Here is a 23,185-nt window from a genome sequence, read left to right as displayed (position 1 = left end):
AATAGGTAAAAAACACTTTTAGGTGCATTGCCTGTCTCTTTCTACGTATTTTTGAACAATGCAAAGCCAAAACTCACTTATAAAAAACAAGGCGGTTTTCCTGGACCGCGATGGGGTATTGAATGTGGAAAGAGGGGATTACACCTGGAAAACCCTGGATTTTGAGGTGTGCCCCGGTGTACCAGAAGCGTTGAAGCTCCTGAAGCAGCATGGCTATCACCTGATTGTAGTCACCAACCAGGCGGGCATCACAAAAGGATTGTACACCAAAGCAGATGTCCTGGCCTGTCATGAGAAACTGCAGGCCGCCTGCGGAAACGCCCTAGATGCCCTCTACATGGCTCCCGGTCATCCCTCGCATTCAGAGTCGCTCTCAAGAAAACCTAACAGCCTGATGCTGGAAAGGGCCATTGCAAGATTTAACCTGGAACCTGCTGCCTGTTGGCTGGTAGGTGATCAACCCCGCGATATTGAAGCAGCGGCTAAATGCGGTGTTACGGGAGTTTTGGTGGGGCCTCACCCAGCAGGAACGTATATTCACCAACAACAAGATCTTTTGGCCGCCGCCGAGTGGATTATTAACAGCCAGGTAAAAGTCTAGGGCGTGGTTGCTTTCAAAAGAAAACCAAAAGCTGTTTTCTGGCTCTTTTACCCAAAACACCACCGAAACGGAGGAGAAACCCTCTTTCAGTTGCTTATCTGAAACGCTGCTGAAAGCGCAAAAAAAGAACCGGAAGTAAGCTTCCGGTTCCCAAGGTAGGTTTTTATGGTTCAGAAGAACGTTATCCGTTCACTCTGCTGGCTGCAGGAGCATTGGCATCAGCTTTCACCATTACTTTTTGCTCCGCCGAGCGGTCAGATTTTTGTGAGTACGCAGGGCAAGTAGAGGATTTACAGGATGCAAAGCCCAACATACAAATAGAAGCTAGTAGGAATAGGTTCTTCATATAATTATTGTACAACATTTGAGGTATTCTACTTCAAATCTACGGTTTTTGTTTAGGATTGATGAATATTTAGAAAAATATTTCTTAACCCTTGTACCCTAGTATTTGTAGCATAGATTCCACGTCCTGTTCTTCGGCAAATACCCAAGATTTCAGGGAACCATCTTCCTCACGGTCAATAATCACATGCTTAGGCGCCGGAATAAGGCAGTGCTTGATTCCGCCGTATCCGCTTAAGCTTTCCTGGTACGCTCCTGTATGGAAGAACCCAATGTACTGCGGCTCTTCCTGCTCTTTCTGGATCTTGGGCAAGAACACCTGGAACGAGTGCATCTCAGAGTTATAGTAGTCCTGGCTGTCGCAGGTGAGACCGCCCAGGTTCAAACGCTGGTAGTTCTTGTCCCAGTTATTCAAAGCCAACAGAATATACCGCTGGTTCAGAGCCCAGGTATCTGGCAGGTTGGTGATGAACGAACCGTCAATCATGTACCACAGCTCTTTGTCGTTCTGCAGCTTGGTGTCCAGAATAGAGTAGATGTGTGCGCCACTTTCACCCACGGTGTAGATCCCGAACTCGGTGAAGATGTTGGGCTCCTGCACGCCTTCCTCCTTACAGATACGTTGGATGGTGCGCAGAATCTCCTCAATCATGTACCGGTAGTTGTAATCAAACTGGATAGACGTTTTGATTGGGAAACCGCCCCCAATATCAATGGTATCCAGCTCAGGGCACAGCTTCTTCACTTCGCAGTACTTGTGCACAAAACGGCTCAGTTCAGACCAGTAGTAAGAAGTATCCTTGATACCCGTGTTAATGAAGTAGTGAAGCATCTTCAGCTTGAACTTAGGATTGTTCTTGATCCGGTTCTCGTAAAGACTTACTACATCATTGTAGTTCACGCCCAGACGGGAGGTGTAGAACTGGAATTTAGGCTCTTCGTCAGACGCTAACCTGATTCCAACCTGGCACTCGCCGTTCACAAATTGCTCGTAGTGGTCAATCTCACCCAAGTGATCCAAAACCGGTGTCACGTTTCTGAAACCGTCATTGATCATGGAGGTGATATGGTCACGGTACAATTCCCGCTTGAACCCGTTGCACACCACAAATACATCTTTGTCTACCTTGCCTTTTTCGTATAAAGCCCTGATGATAGGCATGTCATACGAAGACGAGGTTTCTATATGGATGTCATTCTTGAGCGCCTCTTCCAGTACAAAAGAGAAGTGGGAAGATTTGGTGCAGTAGCAATACGTATATGTGCCCTGGTAATTCAGCTTCTCCATTGACTCCTTGAACAGGATCTTGGCTTTCTGAATCTGGGAGCTGATTTTAGGAAGGTAGGTAAGGCGCAACGGAGTTCCGTATTGCTTTACCAGGTCCATCATGGGGATGCCGTTGAAAAAGAGTTCGTTGTTTACTACGTTGAATTCCTCGGTTGGGAAATCAAAGGTTTGGTGAATGAGATCGGTGTATTTATCCATTAGAATGTAAAGGCTTACCCAAAGCGGGTAACGTGCAATATTGCTTGTATTTTACCATCTTTGCAAAAACTAGTTTCCGTTTCGCATGAAAAAGATCCGACTGATAGAAGTAAAATCCGAGCTAGGGGCAGGTAAGCGAGGAGCTAGTTTGGGCGTGGACGCCCTCAAGATCGCATGCCTGAACAAAGGTTCAGACTACTTCAAACGCTTCACCTCTGTAGAAGTGCCTAATTTCAATGACGTTATGTTTGAGAAGAACCTCTTCCCACATGCCAAGTACATTGACAGCATTCTGCAGACGTATAAACGCATCAGCAACACTGTTGAACAAACATTAGAGCTAGGAATGTTCCCGTTGGTGTTAGCAGGAGATCATTCTAATGCCGGGGGCACTATTGCGGGCATCAAGGCCATGTACCCAGACAAAACGCTGGGTGTTATTTGGGTAGACGCGCACGCCGATATCCACTCGCCCTACACTACCCCGTCTGGGAACATGCACGGTATGCCGCTGGCAGCTTCCCTGGCCGAGGACAATCTGGACTGCAAAACCAACGATCCGGACCCCGAAACCATTTTCTTCTGGGAAGCCCTCAAACGCGTGGGTACCGATGAACCCAAAATCACCCACAACCACATTGTCTATATTGTAACCCGCAGCTACGAGAAGCCTGAGGTGTACCTGTTTGACAAGCACAATATCAAGAACTTCACGTACCCCGAGGTGCTTGCCAAAGGAGTGGAGCAGGTAGCAGAAGAAGCCCTTTACCGCCTGCGTGACTGCGATATCATATATGTGTCCTTTGACGTGGACAGCCTGGACTCCAAGTTCTCTATGGGAACTGGCACCCCGGTAGAAGTGGGCTTGAACGTAGAACAGGCCAGGCAGCTGTGCTACCACCTGGTAAGCAGCCCCAAAGTAGTGTGCTTTGAGATGGTAGAAATCAACCCTACCCTGGATGCGGAGAACACCATGGCGCAAAACGCCTTTGATATATTAGAATACACCACTGAAGCTATTCAGAACCGTTTGGCCCAGGAGGCTCAGACGGCGCCTACTGCTTAATTACAGATGAAACAACTTGAATCCCAGATAGCCCAGGCGCTGAGCCAGGCCTTACAAGATACTTTTCAGCATGCCCTCCCGGCAGAACAGATAAACCTGCAGCCAACCCGCAAGGAGTTTGCCGGTACCTTTACGTTTGTCACTTTCCCGCTGACCAAAGCCCTGGGCAAAGGTCCTGAGCAGATTGGCCAGGCCATTGGGGAGTCTTTGGTGCAGAATGCGCCGCAGGTAGCGGGCTTTAACGTGGTAAAAGGCTTCCTGAACATTGAGATCAAAGACAGCGTGTGGCTGCAGCAGTTCGCGGAGCAGGTTTCTGGTTCTGCGGCTGATTTGGCAGAAACAGGCCAGAAACAGCGCGTGGTGGTGGAGTACTCTTCCCCCAACACAAACAAACCCCTGCACCTGGGTCACCTGCGGAACAACTTCTTAGGTTTCTCGGTGGCCGAGATCCTGAAAGCAGCCGGGTACGATGTGGTTAAAGCCAACCTGGTGAACGACCGCGGTATCCATATCTGTAAGTCCATGATTGCTTACGAGAAGTTTGGGAACGGCGAAACCCCGGAAAGCTCCGGCGTCAAAGGCGACCATTTGGTGGGCAAGTACTACGTGGAGTTTGACAAAGCCTATAAGCAGGAGATTGACCAACTGGTAGCCCAGGGCGTGGACAAAGAGCAGGCGAAAAAGCAGGCCCCGCTTATGCTGGAAGCCCAGGAGATGCTCCAGAAATGGGAGCAGCATGACCCGGTTACCATCGCGCTGTGGGAGAAAATGAACGGCTGGGTGTACGAGGGCTTCAACGCCACCTATAAAAACATAGGCGTAGACTTTGACAAGTTCTACTATGAGTCAGGCACCTATCTGCTAGGCAAGGACCGCGTGGAGGAAGGCCTGGAAAAAGGCGTGTTTTTCAAAAAGCCTGACGGATCAATTTGGATTGACCTCACAGAGGAAGGCCTGGACGAGAAACTGGTGCTCCGCGCCGATGGAACCTCGGTGTACATCACGCAAGACTTAGGCACCGCCGAACTCAAATACCAGGATTTCCACTACGATCAGTCTGTTTACGTGGTGGCCGATGAACAGAATTACCATTTCCAGGTGCTTAAAGCCATCCTGAAGAAGCTGCAGAAACCGTACGCCGACGGCATTTACCACTTGTCTTATGGCATGGTAGACCTGCCCAGCGGCAAAATGAAATCGCGGGAGGGAACGGTGGTGGACGCCGATGAACTGGTGGACGAGATGATTGACACCGCCCACCAGAAAACAGATGAACTGGGTAAGATTGAAGGCTTTACACCGGAAGAGGCGCAGAAACTCTACCATACCCTGGCTATGGGCGCGTTGAAGTACTTCCTGTTGAAAGTGGATCCAAAGAAACGGATGCTTTTCAATCCCGAGGAGTCCATCGATTTCAAAGGCAACACCGGTCCTTTCATTCAGTACACCCACGCCCGGATTGCGGCCATTCTGCGGAAAGCCAATGAATTGAACATCGGTTCTACCGTAGAAACCTTTGCCGGAGTGGAGAACCTGCACGAGACAGAGCGCGAGGCATTGGTTCTGCTCAACTATGCAGACACTATTATTGCCGATGCGGCCCGTAACTATGCTCCGTCTATCATTGCGCAGTATGCTTTTGACGTGGCGAAAGCCTACAACCGTTTCTACACCGAGGTGCCCATATTCCAGGAGGCAAATCCACAGGTATTGAGCTTCCGGATTGCCTTGTCGGCGCAGGTAGCCAGAACCCTGAAGCTGATGATGGGCTTGCTGGGCATTGAGGTTCCGGAAAGAATGTAGGCAAACAGGTTTCTGAGTAGAAGGAAAAGCACGTGAGAGAGGATTGTTTTTAGGCTGGTTTTCAGTAAACTGGCCTAAATCGCTTTCCGAAGTTGCTTTGGAAGTAAAGTAAAAACAAAAAAAGTAAAACGCGGTTAAGAAAGATCTAACCTCTTATAAGTATGCTACAGCTCTTTACCTATTGCTCTTTGTCCTTGTTACTGGCCTGCTCTACACCGGCAGCCCCCACAAAAGACACTCAAACTTCTACCACCATGGAAACAGCTACCGCCTCTTCTATCTATGACATTCCGTTGAAAACCATTGACGGAAAAGATACCAGTCTCCAGAAATTCAAAGGCAAGAAACTGCTTATTGTGAACGTGGCGTCTGAGTGCGGCTACACGCCGCAGTACGCAGACCTGGAGAAACTCCACAAACTGCACGGCGACAAAGTAGTGGTGTTGGGTTTCCCGGCCAACGACTTCGGGAACCAGGAAAAAGGCTCCAATGAAGAGATCGCGCAATTCTGCCAGAAGAATTTTGGGGTAACCTTCCCGCTGTTCCAGAAAGCATCAGTGATAGGGGCAGAGCAGCAACCTTTGTACAAGTGGCTCACCAGCAAAGAAAACAACGGAACCAACACCCAGGCACCCACCTGGAATTTCTGCAAATACCTGATCAGCGAAGACGGAAAACTCCTGAAGTTCTATCCTTCTAAAGTTTCTCCTCTGGGCGAGGAGTTGCTGCGTGACATTAATAGCTAATAGTTGTAAGTGAATCTAAAAGTAACGGCTCAGAAAAAGCCAACAGCGGGCACGTGGGTATCGACTTTCCGGTTACGCACGCTGCCCCTTTCTTTGTCTTGCATAGGCATGGGCGGTTTCCTGGCCGCCGCCGATCATCTTTCCCGGTGGCCGGTGCTGCTGCTCTGCGTACTCACCACCCTGTTCCTGCAAATCCTTTCTAACCTGGCCAACGATTACGGCGACAGCAAGCACGGCGCCGACAGTCAGCACCGCGAAGGACCCAAACGTGCCGTGCAGGCCGGGCAGATCTCGCCGGGGCAGATGCGGGCCGCCATCATCGTTTTCAGCCTCCTTTCTCTCATTTCAGGCATAAGCCTGCTGTGGATAGCCTTGGGTACCTCGGGGCTGTACCTGTTTCTGTTTTTCCTGGCGTTAGGAATTGGAGCCATCTGGGCAGCCATTGGCTATACCAACGGAAGCAAACCCTACGGGTACGCCGGCCTAGGCGATATCTCGGTGTTCTTTTTCTTTGGTTGGGTTGGCGTTTTAGGTACTTATTTCCTGCAAACGGAGCGTGTCTTCTCTGAATTGCTGCTGCCGGCATCCAGCCTGGGTTTCTTCTCAGCGGCAGTATTGAACGTGAACAACATCCGGGACATGAAATCTGATGAACTGGCCGGAAAACGCTCAGTTCCCGTGCGCCTGGGTGCGCTCAGAGCCCGCAGGTACCATTGGTTACTGCTGCTCTCGGGGATAGCCTGCACGGTGGTGTTTGTCTGGGTGCGCGAGAATGCCACCTATTGGCCCTGGCTTTTCCTGGGCTCCGCGCCTTTGCTGTTCTTCAACGGCAAGGAAGTGAAGCGCCGCCAAACCCCCGCTGAGCTGGACCCTCTCCTAAAGCAAATGGCACTTTCTACGCTGTGCTTTGTTCTGCTACTGGGAATAGGCCTTTTGTTGGATAGATAATTCTCTAAAGCCATCCTGTAGGTTTCCTGAATTCTCCGGATAAAAGACGAAAGCCGTTTTCAAGTTAGTTTCTCTGAAACAGCTTGAAAACGGCTTTCGTCTTTTCTGCCCTAGTTGGAAGAAGGAGTCAAGGGTAGGGGCGGAAGGGAAGTAGGGGCGGCAATTGTCTCCCTGAACTGTTTGTATTTCTTCCAGTTGAACGCTCTCAGGAAATCGGCGGCGCCCTGCACCCCAATCTCAAAAAGCCTGATCTTATCGGTCTTGCTCATGTTGAAATCCAGCCAATTGAAGCCTCCGGTGGGTAAGAACTGGACCAACTGCCTGTAATCTGGGTGGCGCAGGATAAAATCAAAGTCATGTACCTGCCGGGTAGAGCCCATAAGGGCAGAGACAAAATCGGTTACCTTGTGGATGACCTGGGGAGAATTGCGGTCTACGCCTGGCTTAACTCCAAAAGTGGGCGCCACGGGGACTTTGCCGTGCTCATGGAAGAGATCAATGGGAAAAGCTGACATCATGCTTCCATCTACCATGATGACTTCATCTGGCACGTTGCCGTAGTAACCAACCTTTCGCCATCGTTCCAGGGCCTTGTCACCAAAAGGAAGTTGCCTTACCCGGAAGGGCTCAAAGAAGAGGGGAGCCGACATGGAAGCCCGCACAAAATCGGCTGGGTTTACTTCCTCTGGGTTAGCCCAGTACAGATCGGCCATTTCAGGGAACACCGCTTTAGTTTGGGTTGTCACCTCAAAAGCAATGAACGCGAGCCGCTCAGCCTTCAATTTCTTGTACGGGCGGGTTGAGTTCCGGAGATGTAGATCAGCTACCCCTTCCTTGCGGCGCTCTTTTAGTTTCTTCAGCGAATCTATTTTCTTCTTGGCGAGTAACGATTTGAGCCACTGGTGCAAGGCATTGCCGGGATTCAGCCCGAAATCTTCCCGGATACTTTCCAGCAACTGGGGAGTTTTGAGCAGTTGCGTGTACCAGTTTCTATTCTGAGCAAGAGATGCCAGAAAGTCTTTGGCCTCAGAGTCGCCGTCAATGAGTTGGCAGAAGTCAAAATTGGCTATTTCCTCCAGTATCCAGGTGCTTGTTTTCTCGCTTCGGTGACAGGCCGCGGCCATCAGGAGCGCCTGCATGGCCCCAACTGAGGTGCCGCCTAGTTGCAGAAACCGGATACCCATCTCTTCCAAAGCATACACATACCCAAGCAGCACTATGCCCTGCAGGCCGCTTCCTTCCATGACTAGGTCTACATATTGCAGGCCCTGGCTATCTACCACATCAGAGAATTCTTTGCCCTCTATGTTTTCTTTCAGTTGAGCCAGAATAGCTCGTATCCGGTTGTTTCCGGTAGTGAATTCACGTGCATTGACAGTTGTTCGGTTTCCGGGCATGGTATCTTTTCGTTAAGTATCAAACAAACATTGCAACCAGGGTGGTGTTGGTTTACTGGCGATTGTTGATGCGTGTATGCTGTCTTCAGGTTTCTACACAAATACAATGGGTTAGCAGTTGAGTCGATTGCCTTTATGCAGGTAATTTGCCTGCATGCTATGTCAGAGAAAGCCTAAACACAAAGTCCCTTCAGGTGAAAGGAAAGTAGGTTAGCTAAGTGTTTTTTATGAACAGACTCCATAGATAAGGTTGGTTCGTGGCACAACAAACGCAAGCAGCCGAGATGCAAACTGGTTGGAAGCCAGTACCTGTGGAGTAGGAAAGAGGGAGTTGTTCTAAAATACTTTTTTTAATTCAGTTATCAAATTTTAGTAAAAACTGTAGGTGGTGGCATAGAACGTACTCAGGTAGTTCCTTAAGCCCGTAAGAATGTGGACTTTTCCTGTTTTAGGTCCGGTTTTGGAAAACAGGGCAGAAAATAGATATGCCTCGCAGTTGAGGAGGCAAAGCAGCCGTAAGCAGGCTGAAGGCCATAATAGCTTGTTTTTAGTTTTCTGAAGGATGTGTAGTGTTTCCCTTGATGCTTCTTTAAGGGATGTGATAGGTGAAGTTTTGTATCGAGAGGTGCAGAAAACTTGAGGGCCGTTTTGAGGCTACTTATTGTAAAGTAGCTTCAAAACGGCCCTCAAGCTTAAGAATTGATGTTTAGTTACTCAGCAGGGGAAGCAGCTGCGGCTGGTTGGCTCCCTTCGGAAGGCTTTCTGTTAGTCGGTTTTTTGCGGCGTTTCTTTTTCCGCTTTACTTCTCCGTCTGGGGCTGAGGTAGCTTGGGGCTGACCTTCCGTTCTGGGTGGGCGAGGAGCGGTAGCTGCCTCCGGGGAAGTACCCTCTTGATTTTCGCCACGGGGTTTATCGCTTCTTCTCCTGTTTCGGTCTTTGCTGCGGGTGCCTTCTTTTTTGCGGCCTTCGGTTCTTTCACCGCCTGGTCGGCCTCCTCTGCCGGAGGAGGCGCCACCCCGGTTACGGCCACCTCTGCGGCTATTGGCAACAGGATCAAACGCCGGGCCTTCTCCTATTCCTTCGGGTAAAGGGAGTTTGGGCAGTTCGCGCTCAATCAGTTTCTCTATTTTCACCAAGCGCTCCTGGTCCTGCTCGTTCACAAAGGTGATAGCGGTACCTGAGGTAGCGGCGCGGGCGGTACGTCCAATGCGGTGCACGTAGTCTTCGGCGTCTTGTGGCACGTCAAAGTTTACCACGTGACTGATGCCCTCTACATCAATCCCGCGGGACATCACATCTGTGGCAACCAATACCTGTAATTGTTTGTTCCGGAACCGCTGCAGGGTGGCTTCGCGCTCTTCCTGGGTGCGGTCAGAGCTGATTCCTTCGGCCTCAAATCCCATTTTCTGCAGTGCCCGCACAATCTCGTTTACGGCGTTTTTGCGGGAGGTGAACAGAATCATAGACTGTACCTGGGCATCCTTGAGAATGTATTGCAGCACTTTCAGCTTCTGGTTATCATACACCAGGTAAATGCGCTGGTCTATGTTGGCGGCAGGCTTGGAGATAGAAAGGCTTATTTCTTCGGGTTCCTGCAGGATCTGCTTGGCAAATGTCCGGATCTTGGGCGGCATGGTAGCCGAGAACAAAAGCGTTTGCCGCTCTTTAGGGAGTTGCGAGATGATCTTCATGAGATCATCCATGAAACCCATGTCCAGCATTTTGTCTGCCTCGTCCAGGATCAGGTATTTCAGTTTATCCAGCTTTACGTAGCCCATCTGCATGTGAGCAATCAAACGGCCGGGAGTTGCAATAATGATATCGGCCCCGCTGGTGAGCGCTTTTTTCTGCTGGTCCCAGTTTTGGGCGTTGTTACCGCCATAGATTGCAATGGAAGTGGCGCCGGTAAAATAGCTGAGCCCTTCTACCTGGTCATCAATCTGCTTCGCCAATTCACGGGTAGGTACCAGAATAAGAGTGCTGGTGAAGTCATACCTGGCCTCGGCAATCTTACTAAGGGTAGGAACCAGAAAAGCCGCGGTTTTACCTGTACCGGTTTGGGCGCAGGCAATCAAATCTTTTGACTCTAGAATATGTGGAATGGCCTGAGACTGAATTGGGGTAGCTTGCTTATAACCCATAGACCGGATTCCGTCTAGCAAGTCGGGCTGCAGGTTAAAATCGTCAAATGTAACGCTCATTGTTATAAATTCTTCTTAGAGTGTAAACCAGTGAAAATTAGTTACTGGCTTTCGCACATGGGTTTGTAAAGATAGGCTTTTATGCCAAACTATCTCTTTTGTAGGGGGCATCACTCCCCTTAAAACATGGTTTTCCTATAAATAAGTATCTATATTCTTGCTTATATAAATTGCACTATATATTAATCTTTGATAGAATATTAGATTGAATGTAGTAGTAAAAATGCAATATAGTAAAACGGCTAAATTGATAGTAAAAGCTATATAAACGCAGATTTGATACAAAAACAAGCTTGTTTATTGTATTTATAAAGGAATATGTTTGTAACTTTTTTCTAAAATACAATTGCGTGAAACCGCAAAGTAGGTGCCTCGTTAAAGCCTATAGAAACAGAAATTGAAATTAACTAAGTTGTTGAACTGAAAACAAGATAAGAAACTATGAAGCTAACTATACTACCTGTCTTCCTTGAGAAAGTTTAGCCAAAGCGCTAAATAAGCTAATTACCAAGCTTACATTCTTCTTCCAAACCTAATCCCTGCGTGCGGGGACCCGGGCAAAATACGCCCAAACTCAATCCAATTACCTTAAAATAATCCTATCATGAAAAAATCTGTACTTTCATGGGCTGGCACCCTTATGCTCATACTTTTCGCATTCATAAGTCAGGCACAGGCGCAATGTGCTGGTACTAAGTCAGATGAGTGCTTTGATTTCAACTTCAAAGGCGTAACCCGTAACGGCAATGGTACAGTTACTCTTGCCTTCGCCATCAAGGTAAACTGCAACCGAGACCTGAGCCATGCTTCCTTTGAGTTGCCAAGCGGCGCCAAGGCTATCTCTGCTACTGGCCCGTCTGGGTACGAGAACGGCACCAACAATCCGTTCTACTCCATTAAGTTCAATACCGGGTCTGGCTACAAAAACGGCAAAACTGCAGAGTTTTCCTACACTATCACAGAGGCTGATTTTAATAGAATGACCACCCTCAGAGCAGAAGCCAAAGCTTCTACCACGGTAGGAATGGTGTCTTTTGATCCTAAAGCCTGTGGCACTACAGACGGCGGAAACAACGGCGGAGGAAACGACAATGACAACGGCGGTGGTAACAATGGTGGAGGAAACAACGGCGGAGGCAACAACGGTGGCGGAAATAATGGCGGTTCTAACTGCAGTGATTCCCAGCCAAGACCAATCTCAGGAAACGCCAATCCTTGCCCTGGTTCAGTAGAGACCTACTGCATTTCTAATGACCGCAACTACACTTCCTTTGAGTGGGATGTACCAAGAGCACAAGCAGGTGAGCCGCCAGTAGGCTGGGTGATTTTATCAGGACAAGGTACAAACTGTGTAACCGTATTGGTGGGTCAGAAAAGCGGTACCATGAAAGTGAAAGTGAATGATCCGGTGTGCGGCACCAAAGTAGCAACACTGCCGGTGAAACCAGGAAAAGACCTTGCGGTATCTATTGAAGGAGATTCTAAGTTCTGCGCCGGAGATGTACTTGTTTTCAAGGCGAAAGTTGGAAAAAACAACGGAAACGGAAACGGTAAAAACAACGGAAACGGCAATAACAAATCGTATGACTTCGCCTGGGCTGTACCAACCGGCTGGACCATTGTATCAGGACAAGGCACCAGCACAATGATTGTAAAAGCAGGATCAGCAACCGGAAACGTATCTGTGGTAGTTGCCAGCAATCCTAAAAAGAACAAAGCCCTATGCGAAGCAGGTGAAGCCACCTTGCCGGTGACTCAAAAACCAAACTGCAGCCCATGCGCTAAGCCTGACCTGAATGTAGACGCGCCATCTGTTGTTTGTGATGCCAGCGATAAGGTCTACAAATTCGCGGTGAGAAAGCCAGATCCATCCGGAAGAGTGAAATATCAGTTCTTCCTGCCAGAAGAGTTCCAGATTGTTTCTCAAGGCTATGGCTACGTGAACATCAAAGTGAACAACGCGAAACCAGATTCAACCCTGTATGTGACAGTGGTAGCGGTAAATGGAAACAATTGCGGTGCCGAGGCGGTTTGCCTGCCAGTTAAAGTGGAAGATTGCCCAACTGGTCCTTGTGAATTGCCAACCGTAAGACTGATTGCTCCTGACACCGTGTGTAACCTGGCCGATGAGCCTACCACCTTTAGAGTAGAGAATATGCAGGAAGGAGTGACGTACACCTTTGACGTACCAGAGAGTTTCATAGTACTGGAAGAAGGCCCTGGATACGTGACCGTGGTAGCAGTGTTTGAGGAAGAGCAACTTGGCCAGCCACAAACCATCAGAGTAACTGCTTCTAATAATTGCGGAAGCCAAAGTGCCGAAGCCAGAGTAGTAGTAGCTGACTGTGGACCAGGTAACCCGCTTCCGGTAACATTGACCAGATTTGAAGGCGCGTCACGCAACGGTTCTGTAGAGTTAGCCTGGAGTACTGCCTCAGAAATCAACAACGACCGCTTTGAGATTGAGCGCAGCGCTAACGGTAAGACCTTTACCAAAGTAGGAGAAGTGAAAGGAGCCGGTAACTCTTCTGCCCTGATTGACTACGCTTACACAGACCGCACCGCAGTATCAGGAACCGTGTACTACCGCCTGAAACAAGTTGACACCGATAACACTTCTGAGTACTCTAAAGTGATCGCGGTGAACCACAGTGCCGCCGCCAGCAGTAACGCGGCAGCCATGAGTGTGTACCCTAACCCGGTGACAGATGGAAACGTGACAATTCGCTTCCAGAAACAAATAGAAGGTCCGGCAACCATTAAGCTGGTTGACATGAGCGGAAGAGTGCTACATGCACAGGATTTGAGCAGCGTGAACTCTGAAGTAAGCATGAACCTGAACGGTCTGGGTCTGAGAGCAGGGGTGTACATGATCTCAGTATCTGCAAACGGACAAAACACTACCCAGCGGGTAATGGTAAGATAAAAAAGAGTTGGATTGATAGGAGGATGACAGGGGGCACCAGATTGGTGCTCCCTGTTTCCTTTTATATAAAACCTGAAGTATATAAAATGTTGGTTAAGAGCCTTGGTTGTTTAGGTGCTTCGGGTAAGCCGGTAACCAGGTTAGTCTTCAACTCCCAGGAAACAGGAGTGGTAAATCTTGTTGATCTCAACTCCTGCAGAATGAAACAGTTCTACGCTTTAGAATTGAACGTATAGAATAGACAAACACCTGATAGGTGGCCTAAGTCTGAGAAGCGGATTATTAGATGAATTATATATTCTGAAAGCCTTATCTAAGAAAAAGATGGACTCAGGCCGAAGAAAACCAAGAATTATGTGAGAAGTATGGTATTAAAACAAGATTGTTCTTGTGTTGTATTTTGAAAGTGCAATTTATGTGAAACCGGCCAAAATTGCTGTCGTTAAATAAAGTATAGTAAGAAAAAGGAACTTACTAAGGTTGTAAACAGCAAATAACCAGTATCATATGACAAGAATTATACTAACTCTTCTCTTACAGTCGGGATAATAAGATTACCACAATCGCTTTGTAGTTCATCCCACTTCATCTCACTCCCTCCCGGCCTGTATTCTCCATTACAGGATAGTTGCATCTTATTTCAATCCAAATCTGCCTAAATAATCCTGTCATCATGAAAAGACCTATACTTTCATGGGGTGTCACCCTTGTGCTTATACTTTTGAGTTTCTCACAAATAGTGCAAGCTCAAAACAAGAATAAAAATAAAATAGCAACTGCAGACGGTTGCTTTGAAGTTGAGTTCTTCGGGGCTAAAAGCAAAGCTAAAGGTACTGTAAGCCTTAGCTTTGATGTCAAATCAATCTGTGCTCCTAACATTGAAGCAGTTTACTTTGAGCTTCCTGCTAAAGCAGGAGCCCTTTCCCCAGTCAGGTACTTTAACTCCCGCGATAAGAAATATACCGTAGAAGCTGCCGTGAAAAAGCCTTTCCATGCAGTGGAGTTTGTTGGAATAGGGGGAAATAAAGAAAAAAGTAAAAAGAAAGTTAATGAAGAGACATTTACATATGAGATAAGTGAAGCAGAGTTTGCTTCCATGAAAAGTCTGAAAGTAAATGTAAAAGCGGGCGGTAAATCTGGGGAAGTAACGTTCGCACTTGATAAAATTTCAGATTCAAAATCAGTATCTGCCTTAGCTGAATGTTCTACTCCACTTCCGGTGATCAGCGGTAGCCCAGATCTGTGCGCCGGTGAAATTGTGAAGTTTGCCATCCAGCAAGACATGGACTACAGCGACATTACCTGGCAGGTGCCTACTGTTGGGTCAGATGGAAAACCCTCCAACTGGCAAATTTTGTCTGGCCAGAATACCAATGTGGTAGAAGTGAGAGTAGGAGATGTGTCTGGTACTGTATCGGCCAGTGTGAATGTGGCAGATTGCGGAACCAAGGTAGTGAGTATGGCTACTTACATTGGTGATGAAATTCCTGTCACTATTACTACGGTAAACGGAGATGGCGGCAATGAAGAAGTGTATGAGCCTAAAGACATCATGATCTTCAATGCGCATGCCAACCAGGGCCGTGATAAAAGAGAATATGTGTACAACTGGGAAGTTCCAGCAGGCTGGACCATCTACTCCGGACAAGGAACCAGTCAGTTGATCGTGATTGCCGGATCTCAGGAAGGTTTTGTTGAGCTGCACGTAAAAACCAAAGCCGACAGAGAATTCAGATACTGCGGTCTTGGATACGCATACGTAGAAGTAATCCAAGAGCAGGATGGTTGTACACCTCCAAACTTTGATGAAGACGAGGTAGCTACCCCAGATGAGATTTGTACCACAGGTGGTCAGACCTACCGGTACTCCATCAAGAACCCTAAACCAAATATCAAATATGCCTTCTTCCTGCCAGATGAATTCCAGGAAGTGGCCAAAGGCAATGACTACATTGATTTCAAAGTGGTAGCCGGTACAAAACCAGGTCCGCTGTTTGTAACTGTGGTAGCCGTGAACGAGAACAACTGTGGTGCTGAAACAGTGTGCATCCCGGCGGAAGTGGTAGATTGCCAGGAAGGGCCTTGCGACAAGCCAGTAGTTGCCCTGGTAGCCCCAGATACCGTCTGCAACCTGGCAGACGAGCCAACAACCTTCAGAGTGGCGCAATTGCAGGAGGGTGTTACCTACACTTTCCAACTGCCAGAAGGACTCCTGGTACTGGATGAGGGCCCTGGATACGTAACCGTGGTGGCCGTGTTTGAGGAAGATCAACTGGGGCAAGCTGCTGCTATCAGTGTAACCGCCACTAATGATTGTGGCACCACTACCGCCCAGGAGTCTGTAGTAGTGACTGAGTGTGGTCCTGGTAACCCGCTACCGGTAACATTGACCAGGTTTGACGGAGTGTCCCGTAACGGAGCCGTGGAACTGACCTGGAGTACTGCCTCAGAAATCAACAACGACCGCTTTGAGATTGAGCGCAGCACCAACGGTAAGGCCTTTGCCAAAGTAGGGGAAGTGAAAGGAGCCGGTAACTCTTCTGCCCTGATCGACTACGCTTACACAGACCGCACTGCAGCCGCCGGAACCGTGTACTACCGCCTGAAACAAGTTGACACTGATAACACTTCTGAGTACTCTAAAGTGATTGCGGTGAACCACAGTGCCACCGCCAGCAATGCCGCCTCAGTGAGTGTGTACCCTAACCCGGTAACCAACGGCAATGTGAGCATCAGATTCCAGGAGCAGGTAAAAGGGAATGCCACTATTCGCCTGGTAGACTTGAATGGTAGAGTGCTTCACACCCAGGAACTGAGCAGTGCAGACTCTGAAGTTAGCATGAACCTGAATGGTCTGGGCTTGAGAGCAGGGGTGTACATGATCTCAGTAACCGCTAATGGCCGCAATACTAACCAAAGAATCATGGTTAGATAAAAAGAAATGGATTGATAGGATGCCGAGCAGGCAGCGACCATTGGTTGCTGCCTGCTTTTTTATGCGGCTATGATGAAACCTACCAAGTTTTCATTTCTCTGTTTTTTGCCCATTTTTGAGAAAACTGCTAGAAAACAAATGACAGAAGAAAAAGGGTTGTTCCATGATTTGTTGGTAATTGAGTTGGCAAGCGTTTTGGCCGGGCCAAGCGTAGGGCAGTTCTTTGCCGAAATGGGTGCCCGGGTCCTTAAGATAGAGAACCTGAAAACAGCCGGTGATGTGACGCGCCGCTGGAAACTAGCCTCCGAGGAATCAACTCAAACCGTTTCAGCGTACTTTGCCTCTGCTAACTGGGGAAAGCAGTCTGTTTGCGTTGACCTATCCTCTGAGGAGGTCCAGCAACTGGTGTACCGCATGGTGAAGAAAGCCGATGTGGTGCTGGCCAGTTTCAAGCCCGGCGACGCCGAGAAACTGAAAATGGATTATGCCGCGCTTTCCTCCGTGAACCCAAGATTGCTCTACGGCCAGATTACTGGCTATGGGAGCGATGTGCCCCGCGCCGGGTATGATGCCGTCTTGCAGGCCGAGGCCGGGTTTATGTACCTGAACGGCGAGAAAGGTGGCCCGCCCGTTAAAATGCCGGTTGCCCTGATTGATCTCATGGCGGCTCATCAGTTAAAGGAAGGTTTGTTGGCAGCCTTGTACGCCCGGGAAAAGTACGGGAAAGGTCAGTACGTGGAGGTTTCCTTGCTGCAGGCGGCCATTTCTTCATTGGCCAACCAGGCTACCAACTATCTGGTGGCTGGTGTGGCTCCGCAGCGCATAGGGTCAGAACACCCCAATATTGTGCCTTACGGAACGGTGTTCAAGACCGCAGACCAGAAAGAAATAGTGCTAGCCATCGGCGATGATCGGCAGTTCAGATCCTTGTGCAGCATCTTAGGCCATCCGGAACTGGCCCATCAACCCCAATACGTCACCAATGCCCAGCGCGTACAGCACAGGGAGAGCCTGAACAAAAAGCTGGCTGACCTGATCAGGAATCACCCTCGGGCAGATCTGCTGCATGCTTTGATTGAGCAGCATGTGCCGGCTGGCGCGGTGAATGATATCCCCGAGGCACTATCCCAACCCCTTGTGCAGCCGCGGTTATTGCCAGATGAAACGGGTGAGCCCAGGGGAGTACGGCAGGTGGCGTTTACCGGTAACGGTTTTCCGGCCCTGTCACTTACCACACCACCAGCGTTGGGCGTGCATACCTGGCAGGTCTTGCAGGAGTGGGCCGATGCCTCAGCAGAAGAGTTAGAGAAAATGGCCTCCTATGGCGTGGTTTTTAAGCCTAATTTTTAAAAATGATAACCAAAACGCCTTGGGGTGGGTACTAATAAAGTTATCTCCTGCCACTGGCGCAGAAAGCATGTTTTACGAAACAGTGAATTATGGAAGATAGAATTGAGTCAATCTTTGAGGGGTTACGGCAAAAGTCTACCACTAAACAAGAGATCTTCAGGAATACCAAAGATACCTTTGAGAAGCTCAGAGCCTGCTCCGTTGAGTTAGTAAAGAACCTGAAGAACCGCATTACCGAGGTAGACGAAAACGTGGTGATTGAATACCGGAGCGTGAATGAGTTTGAATTCCATGTCAAGTTCTCCGGAGATTTGCTCATTTTTGTCATGCACTCCAACGTGATCACCCTGCCGGAAGACCATGAACTGATGAAAAGCCGGTACGTGGAAGAAGACTTCCGGAGACGCTTCTTCGGGCATATCATGGCCTACAACTTCATGGCCGATTCCATCAAGTACAATCGCCTGAACGATCCCGGGTACCTGTTGGGCCGGGTGCTCATCAACATAGACAACCATTTTTACCTGGAAGGGGTGAAACAGCTGGATTTGACTTACCATGACATGGCCAAAAACAAAATCACGGAGAAAACCCTGAAGTTGTTTGTGGAAAGCGCCATGGTGGCCTCGGTGAACAATGACCTGGTGGCGCCAGACGTAGACGAAATCCGGAAAATCACCGTGAAGCAGAAATTGGAGGAGCAGCAGGTAAGTACGCCACAGAAAGTAGGGTTTACCTTCAGTTACCAGCGCAAACCAAACGTGTACTAAGGCTTAAAGCAGCATGGAATGGCAGAATGAGCTAACCCGGCTTCTAAGAGTAACTTACCCCATCATTCAAGCCCCCTGCTGGGCGTTACCACGCCTGCCATGGTAGCGGCAGTTTCCAGCGCGGGTGGGCTGGGTTCCTTGCCGGTGGGTGGCCAAAGCCCTGACCGTACCAGAACCTTGATCAGGGAAGTGAAAGCCCTTACCTCAAAGCCCTTTGCGGTTAACCTGTTCGCGCACCAGCTCCCGGCCCAGGTAGATCCCGGGCAATTTGCCAGGATGCACCAGATACTCCGGCAGATAGGCGCTGCATACGGGATGCAATGGGAGCAGCCTTCGCTGGAAAACCTGAAGTTCTTTTTGGCCCAGGACCAGATTCCTGTTTTGTTAGAGGAAAAGATACCCGTTGTGAGCTTCACATTCGGGGCGTTGGGCAGTGAGGTGATCCAGGCTTTCAGCAATGAAGGAATCGTTACGATTGGTACTTCAACTTGCCTGGAAGAGGCACTTTTCCTGCAGGGGCAAGGCGTTTCTGCCGTGGTGGCACAAGGGATTGAAGCCGGTGGACATCGTGGTACCTTTCTTACACCTGAGCAGCCCCCGCAGATTGGTCTTGCCGCGTTGGTGAGAGGAATAGCAAAACAAGTGCAGATTCCGGTAATCGCGGCCGGTGGTATTATGGATGGTGCCGGTATTTCAGCGACCTTTTCTTTAGGGGCCCAGGGAGTGCAATTAGGGAGTGCTTTTCTCCGCTGCGCAGAAAGCGCGGGTGCTCCCGGTTATAAAGCCGCTGTAGCGGCAAGTGCCGATACCTCTACGGTGTTGACCAGAGCTTTTACCGGTCGATGGGCCCGGGGCATCCGGAATGAGTTTATCCAGAAGATGGAAGAGCATACTGCTGCTGTTTGCCCGTACCCCCGTTCAGGAAAGCCTGACAAGACCCATGCGGGAGCAGGTGAAACCAGAAAATGCGCATCGGTTATACCCGTTGTGGGCAGGCCAGGCAGCCTACCTTGCCCGCGAATTGCCCGCAGAGCAAATTGTGCAGAAACTGATTCAGGAAACAGAACTATCTGGAAGCACTGAGGATTTGTAAGGGCTTAATAATCGAAAAGGTCCGTTTCCGGGCTGATTCTTTGAAATCAGCTCAGAAACGGACCTTTTTTATGGGAGTGCCTTGCTTAAACGATTTCGGCCAATTCCAGCCAGCGTTCGGTTTTGGTTTCCACGGCATCGTTTATTTCCTGGATACGCTGAGCCAGCTCCGCCAGGCGTACGTGGTTGGCTGTGCCGCCGTTCATTTCAGTCACTAGGATTTCTTTTTCGGCTTCCAGGTCTTCAATCTCTTTTTCCAGACGCTCGTATTCCTGCTTTTCCTTGAAGGAGGCCTTACGCTTGTTGCCAGCCTCTGCGGTTGCGGCGGTGGCTGGAGTAGGAGCGGGAGCAGTTGCGACTGTGGCTTGTTTTACAGAACCCTTCGCTTCTTCCTCAGCTTTCAGGCTTTCCTGTTCTTTGGCCCACTCACGGTAATCTGTGTAATTTCCGGGGAAATCGCGCAGGTTGCCCTCGCCTTCAAAAACAAACAGGTGGTCTACCAGTCGGTCCATGAAGTACCGGTCGTGCGAAACGATCAGCAAAGAGCCACCGAAGTTCAGCAGGAAATCTTCCAGGATGTTGAGCGTGGGGATGTCCAGATCGTTGGTGGGCTCATCCAGGATCAGGAAGTTAGGGTTCTTGATCAGGACGCGCAGTAGTTGTAGGCGTCTTTTCTCGCCGCCGCTCAGTTTGCTCACAAAGGTGTATTGCTGCGCCGGCGGGAACTGGAAGTGCTGCAAAAACTGGCTGGCAGTGATCACCTCGCCATCGCCGGTTTCCACTACCTCGGCCACCTCTTTTACCACGTCAATTACCCGCTGGTCATCATTGAAGGTGAGTTCGCTCTGGGTATAGTAGCCAAAAACGGTGGTCTGACCCGGAATGATTTGGCCGCTGTCTGGCGCAAGTTTGCCGGTAAGCATGTTCAGGAAGGTGGTCTTTCCCGCGCCGTTCGGCCCCACAATACCAACGCGGTCTTTCTTCCGGAACACGTAGCTGAAATCGTTCAGCACCACTTTATCCCCGAAGCGCTTGCTCAGGTGGTCAATCTCCAGGATCTGGTTTCCCTGGCGGGTGCTTTTCACCGATAGCTCCAGCTGGGTGCGGGTGTCTTTCTGGGTAGCCTTATCCTTGAGGTCATAAAACGCATCAATGCGGGATTTGGACTTGGTGCCCCGGGCTTTGGGTTGGCGGCGCATCCATTCCAGTTCCTTGCGCATAAGGTTGCGGGCTTTCTCCGTTTCCGCCACCATGGCCTCCTCGCGCTCGGCTTTCTTTTCTACGTAGTAGCTGTAATTGCCTTTGTAGGTATAGATCTGGCCCCGGTCCAGTTCGGATATTTCGTTGGCTACCTGGTCCAGGAAGTAACGGTCGTGCGTGACCATCAGGAGCGTGGTTTGCTCTGTGGTGAGCAGGCTTTCAAACCATTCAATGGTTTCCAGGTCCAGGTGGTTGGTAGGTTCGTCCAGAATGAGCAGGTCTGGTTCTTCAATGAGCACGCGGGCCATGGCCACGCGCTTTTTCTGCCCGCCAGAAAGGTGCTCTACCTTTACATCCAGGTTCTGAATGTCCAATCGGCCCAGAATCTGCTTTGTGCGCACTTCATACTCCCAGGCGTGCAGGGTCTCCATGCGTTCCATTACCTGTTGCATTCTGGCATCTGAGGTGTTGGGGTCTGCCACGCAGGCTTCGTATTCTCTAATGGCATCCAGTACTTCGGTTTGGCCCGAGAAAATAGCCTCCTGCACCGTGGCACCCGCCGGGAATTCCGGTTGCTGCCACAAATACCCTACCCTGATGCCGCGGCGTAAACTTACGGTGCCGTTGTCTGGCGGAATAGAGCCTGCCAGTACTTGCAACAAGGTGGTTTTACCGGCTCCGTTGGCGCCAATAAGGGCCACGCGTTGCCCGCGGTTAATGCCAAAGGTAAGGTTCTGGAAAAGCCAGCGATCGCCGAAGCTTTTGGAGATAGAATCTGCTGAAAGGTAATTCATAGGGCAAAGGTACGCAAACAGAAAGGCGTATGCCAGAAGGGCTGGCAAAAACAAGAGGGCACAAAAAAAGGCCGGGGAGTACCCGGCCTTCTTTCTTTGTCTTTAACTCAAAGTGATGGTTACCCTTAGTGGGTATGACCATGGTTCATGGTACCTCTGTTATAGGGCTGACGAGTGGCAGCACCGTGCTCGGGCACAACACGAGTAATCATGGCTTCCAGAATAAGGGCAATACCAGCAATTAAGTGAGGTAAATACACATATTCATCAAAATTGAAGATCCATGGAGACACGGCTAAGAACGCACCAATTAAATAGTCCATGTTCAAGTGCATGTTCATAGACATCACGCGGAACATACCAACCTCAAAGTTGGTCATCAGAGCCTGAAGCAAGATCACGATACCTACAATCACAGGTACCCATGTTTCAGCTCCACCTCTGTCAAAACCTAAGATAAATGGAGCTGCGATTAACAATACACCCGCAAGATAATCTAATATCCCGTGGGCACGGGTTGATAATACTTTCATTTTTTTTCCTCCTATTTTAGTATCAACTTGTAGGGTCTTTTACGCCCCCTGAAAAGCGGATGTTGCGGAAAAGTGCATTTTAATTTTGTATTTTAAGAATATAGGTGTTTTTACGGATGGTGCCTGAGGTCTCCTTCCTGAGAACTAATAGAGAGATGAGACAGGCTGATAAACGGGAACGGCCCATTGGGGTGTTTGATAGTGGAATTGGCGGTTTAACCGTTGCTAAGGCCATAAAAGCGCATTTGCCGGAAGAACAACTAATCTATTTCGGGGATACCGCGCACCTGCCGTACGGCGATAAATCTACCGCTGCCATTCAGGCGTACTCGGTTAAAATATGCGATCTGTTAATAAGGCAGAATTGTAAAATAATTTTGATAGCATGCAATTCTGCCTCGGCGGCGGCCTATGAGTTGGTGCGGGAGTATGTAGGCAGCAAAGCGCACGTCCTGAACGTGATTGATCCGGTGGTGGCCCATGTGGCAGACCGCTATGCCGGTAAAACGGTGGGCCTCATAGGAACCAAGCAAACGGTTAATTCCAATGTCTATAAAAAGAAGATAGATGCCCTGGACCAGGGGATTGAACTGAGGTCTCTGGCCACGCCTTTGCTGGCTCCCATGATTGAGGAAGGCTTCTTTAATAATACCATTTCTGAGAGCGTTATCCAGACCTACCTTTCAGATCCCACGTTAGAGAACATTGAGGCGCTTATTTTAGGCTGTACCCATTACCCCTTGATCAAAGAGCAGATTGCCAGGTTTTACCAGGGCAGGGTAGAAGTGCTGGACGCCTCAGAACTGGTGGCGCGGCACGTAGGCAAAGTGCTTACGCAATTAGAGATAGCCGCGGAGCGTTTAAAAGGAGCGCCCCACTTCTATGTTTCTGATTACACGGCTTCGTTTGAGGCCTCTACTCAGCTCTTCTTCCACCAGAAAGTAAACCTGGAGCATTATCCGCTTTGGGAGTAAGAAACTGGATGGTTCAGC

Annotated in this window: 15 protein-coding genes and 1 pseudogene; 11 read left to right on the top strand and 5 right to left on the bottom strand. The window is 49.4% G+C overall.

Annotated features, from left to right (window positions below):
• The first annotated feature begins 58 nt into the window (after window positions 1-58).
• Window positions 59-601 (top strand): D-glycero-alpha-D-manno-heptose-1,7-bisphosphate 7-phosphatase, encoded by a 543-nt coding sequence (locus JT719_RS18130; RefSeq protein WP_242693330.1) that lies wholly within the window; start codon window positions 59-61, stop codon window positions 599-601.
• A 430-nt stretch (window positions 602-1,031) separates the two neighbouring features.
• Here the strand turns inward: JT719_RS18130 and JT719_RS18125 are convergent, their stop codons facing one another.
• The gene (locus JT719_RS18125; protein ID WP_207435094.1) at window positions 1,032-2,432 is read right to left on the bottom strand and encodes a type III PLP-dependent enzyme domain-containing protein; all 1,401 of its coding nucleotides are present in this window, start codon (window positions 2,430-2,432) and stop codon (window positions 1,032-1,034) included.
• An 85-nt stretch (window positions 2,433-2,517) separates the two neighbouring features.
• Here JT719_RS18125 and JT719_RS18120 point away from each other — a divergent pair, with 85 nt between their 5' ends.
• The 4 genes from JT719_RS18120 (at window position 2,518) to JT719_RS18105 (ending at window position 6,995) form a co-directional block, all read left to right on the top strand.
• On the top strand, window positions 2,518-3,498 hold the full coding sequence (locus JT719_RS18120) for an arginase (RefSeq protein WP_207435093.1): 981 nt from the start codon (window positions 2,518-2,520) through the stop codon (window positions 3,496-3,498).
• A 6-nt stretch (window positions 3,499-3,504) separates the two neighbouring features.
• Window positions 3,505-5,301 (top strand): arginine--tRNA ligase, encoded by a 1,797-nt coding sequence (argS, locus tag JT719_RS18115; RefSeq protein WP_207435092.1) that lies wholly within the window; start codon window positions 3,505-3,507, stop codon window positions 5,299-5,301.
• A 161-nt stretch (window positions 5,302-5,462) separates the two neighbouring features.
• Window positions 5,463-6,047: a glutathione peroxidase gene (locus tag JT719_RS18110; protein ID WP_207435091.1), complete on the top strand. Its 585-nt coding sequence runs from the start codon at window positions 5,463-5,465 to the stop codon at window positions 6,045-6,047.
• Between the two features lie 9 nt (window positions 6,048-6,056).
• A complete protein-coding gene (locus JT719_RS18105; RefSeq protein ID WP_207435090.1) occupies window positions 6,057-6,995 on the top strand; it encodes a 1,4-dihydroxy-2-naphthoate polyprenyltransferase in 939 nt (312 codons plus the stop codon).
• Window positions 6,996-7,105: 110 nt separating this feature from the next.
• On the opposite strand, the gene JT719_RS18100 is transcribed toward JT719_RS18105, so the two are convergent.
• Window positions 7,106-8,392 carry a patatin-like phospholipase family protein gene (locus JT719_RS18100; protein ID WP_207435089.1) on the bottom strand — a complete coding sequence of 429 codons (1,287 nt, stop codon included), beginning with the start codon at window positions 8,390-8,392 and terminating at the stop codon, window positions 7,106-7,108.
• Between the two features lie 710 nt (window positions 8,393-9,102).
• Window positions 9,103-10,593, bottom strand: coding sequence for a DEAD/DEAH box helicase (locus JT719_RS18095; protein WP_242693329.1), 1,491 nt, complete (start codon window positions 10,591-10,593; stop codon window positions 9,103-9,105).
• A gap of 604 nt (window positions 10,594-11,197) precedes the next feature.
• Between JT719_RS18095 and JT719_RS18090 the strand changes: the two genes are divergently transcribed.
• From JT719_RS18090 to JT719_RS18070, 5 genes and pseudogenes are all read left to right on the top strand, one after another.
• Entirely contained in the window at window positions 11,198-13,519 is a 2,322-nt protein-coding gene (locus tag JT719_RS18090; protein WP_207435087.1) for a T9SS type A sorting domain-containing protein, read from the top strand.
• Window positions 13,520-14,615: 1,096 nt separating this feature from the next.
• A complete protein-coding gene (locus tag JT719_RS18085; protein ID WP_207435084.1) occupies window positions 14,616-16,454 on the top strand; it encodes a T9SS type A sorting domain-containing protein in 1,839 nt (612 codons plus the stop codon).
• A 138-nt stretch (window positions 16,455-16,592) separates the two neighbouring features.
• Window positions 16,593-17,804 carry a CaiB/BaiF CoA transferase family protein gene (locus JT719_RS18080; protein WP_207435082.1) on the top strand — a complete coding sequence of 404 codons (1,212 nt, stop codon included), beginning with the start codon at window positions 16,593-16,595 and terminating at the stop codon, window positions 17,802-17,804.
• A gap of 89 nt (window positions 17,805-17,893) precedes the next feature.
• Window positions 17,894-18,574, top strand: a complete 681-nt coding sequence (locus JT719_RS18075) for a hypothetical protein (protein ID WP_207435076.1) — start codon at window positions 17,894-17,896, stop codon at window positions 18,572-18,574.
• A gap of 63 nt (window positions 18,575-18,637) precedes the next feature.
• Window positions 18,638-19,657, top strand: a pseudogene (locus JT719_RS18070) (NAD(P)H-dependent flavin oxidoreductase); the annotation flags it as partial.
• A gap of 95 nt (window positions 19,658-19,752) precedes the next feature.
• On the opposite strand, the gene JT719_RS18065 reads toward JT719_RS18070, so the two are convergent.
• Window positions 19,753-21,660 carry an ABC-F family ATP-binding cassette domain-containing protein gene (locus JT719_RS18065; RefSeq protein ID WP_207435073.1) on the bottom strand — a complete coding sequence of 636 codons (1,908 nt, stop codon included), beginning with the start codon at window positions 21,658-21,660 and terminating at the stop codon, window positions 19,753-19,755.
• A 125-nt stretch (window positions 21,661-21,785) separates the two neighbouring features.
• Window positions 21,786-22,193, bottom strand: a complete 408-nt coding sequence (locus JT719_RS18060) for an SPW repeat protein (RefSeq protein ID WP_207435072.1) — start codon at window positions 22,191-22,193, stop codon at window positions 21,786-21,788.
• A 155-nt stretch (window positions 22,194-22,348) separates the two neighbouring features.
• Between JT719_RS18060 and murI the strand changes: the two genes are divergently transcribed.
• Complete coding sequence (murI, locus tag JT719_RS18055; protein ID WP_207435069.1) at window positions 22,349-23,167, top strand: glutamate racemase; 819 nt, start codon at window positions 22,349-22,351, stop codon at window positions 23,165-23,167.
• The last annotated feature ends 18 nt before the right edge of the window (window positions 23,168-23,185 follow it).

It is taken from the genome of Sabulibacter ruber (assembly GCF_017355955.1).
GTDB classification, from domain to species: Bacteria; Bacteroidota; Bacteroidia; order Cytophagales; family Hymenobacteraceae; genus Nibribacter; species Nibribacter ruber_A.
This window is presented reverse-complemented; position numbering and strand designations above follow the sequence as displayed.